Origin of the sequence: Klebsiella sp. 4_1_44FAA (genome assembly GCF_000238715.1) — a bacterium.
Classification (GTDB): domain Bacteria; phylum Pseudomonadota; class Gammaproteobacteria; order Enterobacterales; family Enterobacteriaceae; genus Klebsiella; species Klebsiella pneumoniae.
In genome coordinates this window covers 1-2,426 of sequence record NZ_JH414809.1, presented here as the reverse complement: position 1 = coordinate 2,426, position 2,426 = coordinate 1, and the positions used below count along the sequence as shown (strand labels likewise).

Sequence of the window (2,426 nt, the reverse complement as noted above, 5' to 3'; positions counted from 1 at the left end):
GGGAGTAATGCGCGGTGGAAATGGACAACAGATTACAACCGTCGCTCGATAGCGGAAACGGCGATGTACCGGGTAAAACAGCTGTTCGGGGGTTCACTGACGCTGCGTGACTACGATGGTCAGGTTGCGGAGGCTATGGCCCTGGTACGAGCGCTGAACAAAATGACGAAAGCAGGTATGCCTGAAAGCGTGCGTATTGCCTGAAAACACAACCCGCTACGGGGGAGACTTACCCGAAATCTGATTTATTCAACAAAGCCTCACTTGTTCAGCTTTCCATGTTCCTTTTGGCTGCTCATCGTGTTGTTCGTCCATTTCAGGGAAATTCATAGGAGTCCAGGTATAACCAGGAACCAAAAGATGGGCAGTTATTTTATTTCCACATGCTTTAAACAAATCATGGGCCAATTGCTCAGTAACTATTTTCACCCCCGCTTTGGAAACGTTATAGGCATTGTTCCCGGGCGGGGTAGTGATTCCCTGCTTCGAGCCAAGGTTTACGATTGCGCTTCGGCCGTCCATCTTAAGCATTGCTGGTACGAACAAGTGTTGGACGTTCAGTATTGAGAATAAATTCCCTTCAAGCTGACTGCGCCAGTCATCTGGATCACCCCATGGACCGCTGCGGTGCGAAATAGCCGCATTATTAATAAGCAAGGCAATATCACCAAATTCATTTATAGCCGTATCACGAAGGCGCGCAATATCCTCCGGACTTGTCACATTACCTGTAACAAGACGAATTTCAGAATCAAGAGTGCCAGCGAAGGACTGAAGAGTCTTCTCATCCTTATCGAAGAGGCACAGATTCATGCCCGCTTCAGATAAACGTTTTGCGGCGGCGGCGCCAATACCTTTCGCCGCACCAGTAATAACTGCCGTACGACCCTTTACGATAATTGAACCGTTCATTTTAGTCCCCAGGACACTGTCAGTTGAACTCAACAATCTGATCTGAGCAGCCTGAATTTAACAGAAACCAACAGGATCAAATTGAGTTAAATTAAATCATAAACGATAACAGTCCTCGAAATATTCAACATGATGATATGCTATATTGAATTAAACTCAATCAATAGACCGTAGTGTCAGTACGGTGATTTCTGACGGCTTGCCAAGCCGTATAGGAAAACCATTCCAGATACCGGTACCATTACTGACATATAGCGACATATGACCAATATCATATAAACCTGAAACGAAGCCATTATTGGCTTTAGCGATAAGCTTATCGAACCCGTACACCATCCCTCCATGGGTATGACCAGACAGCTGGAGCGACACACCGGCTGTGGCACTTTGTGGGGCATTATCAGGCCGGTGACTCATCAGAATAATTTTTCCGGAAGTATCAATTCCGGACAGTGCAGCAGAGAGATCGGGGACAGCTCCACCAAACTCAGCCGCAGCTTCATCGATGATACCAGCCAGCACCAGCTTTGCATCTTTGTGAGTAATAACAGTATGTTCATTATTTAGAAAATGCAGACCCAGCCTGGATAGCTCAGCAGTCCATTGGGCACCATCAACGTAATATTCATGATTACCCGTGACGGCAAATACACCATCAGGGGCCTTTAGCATGGCAAGTGAGCTGACATCTGGCCGTCTGTCCTCAACCGTTCCGTCGATGATATCGCCGGTTATTAGGATCAAACTGGAGTCGAGAGCATTGGTTTTTTCTACCACCTGTCGCAGCCAGTCACCGGTTAAAAGACGGCTGACGTGAAGGTCCGTCAGTTGAGTGATACGGTAGCCGTCAAATTCTTCATGCAATCCCTGAATTCTCACCTCGACTTCCCGAATATCAGGTACTTTCACGGACTGATAAACACCGATACCTGACAGTGACGATGCGAATACAGGCAGAAGATAAACAGGGATAAATAGGGGATACTTTTTTCTGGTGAGACAAAATCTAATCAACTGCATCAGGTCTCTAATCACTAACAACATAAAGAAAATAACTATGAAACCAAATCCCCAGCCAATCATAATCATTAGAAATTGAGGGAGTTCTGGAGAGAACATGGTTCCAAAAAATAATCGACTGAGCAGGTGAAAATCTGCGTAAGCGTTAAGTGAGCGCCGTATTGACGGCTATTTATTGGTGAGATCTACGTTCCATGGCAGCAGTTCGGCCACTTTGTTGATGGGCCACTCCGGCAATACGCTCAGGATATGGCGAAGGTAACCCTCTGGATCGATACCGTTCAGCCTGCACGTTCCGATCAGACCATACAGCAGGGCACCACGTTCACCACCATGATCACTGCCGAAGAAGATGTAGTTTTTCTTGCCCAGACAGACCGCTCGTAGCGCGCGCTCAGCAGCGTTATTATCCGGCTCTGCCAGACCATCATCGCAGTAGTAACACAGGGCATCCCACTGGTTCAGTGCATAAGCGAACGCCTCGCCTAACCGGG

At 47.3% G+C, this 2,426-nt stretch carries 3 protein-coding genes and 1 pseudogene; 1 reads left to right on the top strand and 3 read right to left on the bottom strand.

Annotation, left to right across the window (positions count from 1 at the left end; all coding sequences use genetic code 11):
- A pseudogene (locus HMPREF1024_RS02175) lies at window positions 1-204 on the top strand (IS5/IS1182 family transposase); the annotation flags it as partial.
- Window positions 205-249: 45 nt separating this feature from the next.
- Here HMPREF1024_RS02175 and HMPREF1024_RS02180 read toward each other — a convergent pair.
- The 3 genes from HMPREF1024_RS02180 to HMPREF1024_RS02190 form a co-directional block, all read right to left on the bottom strand.
- Entirely contained in the window at window positions 250-912 is a 663-nt protein-coding gene (locus HMPREF1024_RS02180; RefSeq protein WP_009309759.1) for an SDR family oxidoreductase, read from the bottom strand.
- Window positions 913-1,068: 156 nt separating this feature from the next.
- Complete coding sequence (locus HMPREF1024_RS02185) at window positions 1,069-2,031, bottom strand: metallophosphoesterase (RefSeq protein ID WP_050543123.1); 963 nt, start codon at window positions 2,029-2,031, stop codon at window positions 1,069-1,071.
- Window positions 2,032-2,100: 69 nt separating this feature from the next.
- On the bottom strand, window positions 2,101-2,426 hold a 326-nt coding region (locus HMPREF1024_RS02190; protein WP_009309757.1), incomplete at its 5' end, for a transposase.

Bases quoted from the DNA above. Each gene is read 5' to 3' on its own strand.
- HMPREF1024_RS02180 (WP_009309759.1), bottom strand. From the start codon at position 912: ATGAACGGTTCAATTATCGTAAAGGGTCGTACGGCAGTTATTACTGGT.
- HMPREF1024_RS02185 (WP_050543123.1), bottom strand. From the start codon at position 2,031: ATGTTCTCTCCAGAACTCCCTCAATTTCTAATGATTATGATTGGCTGG.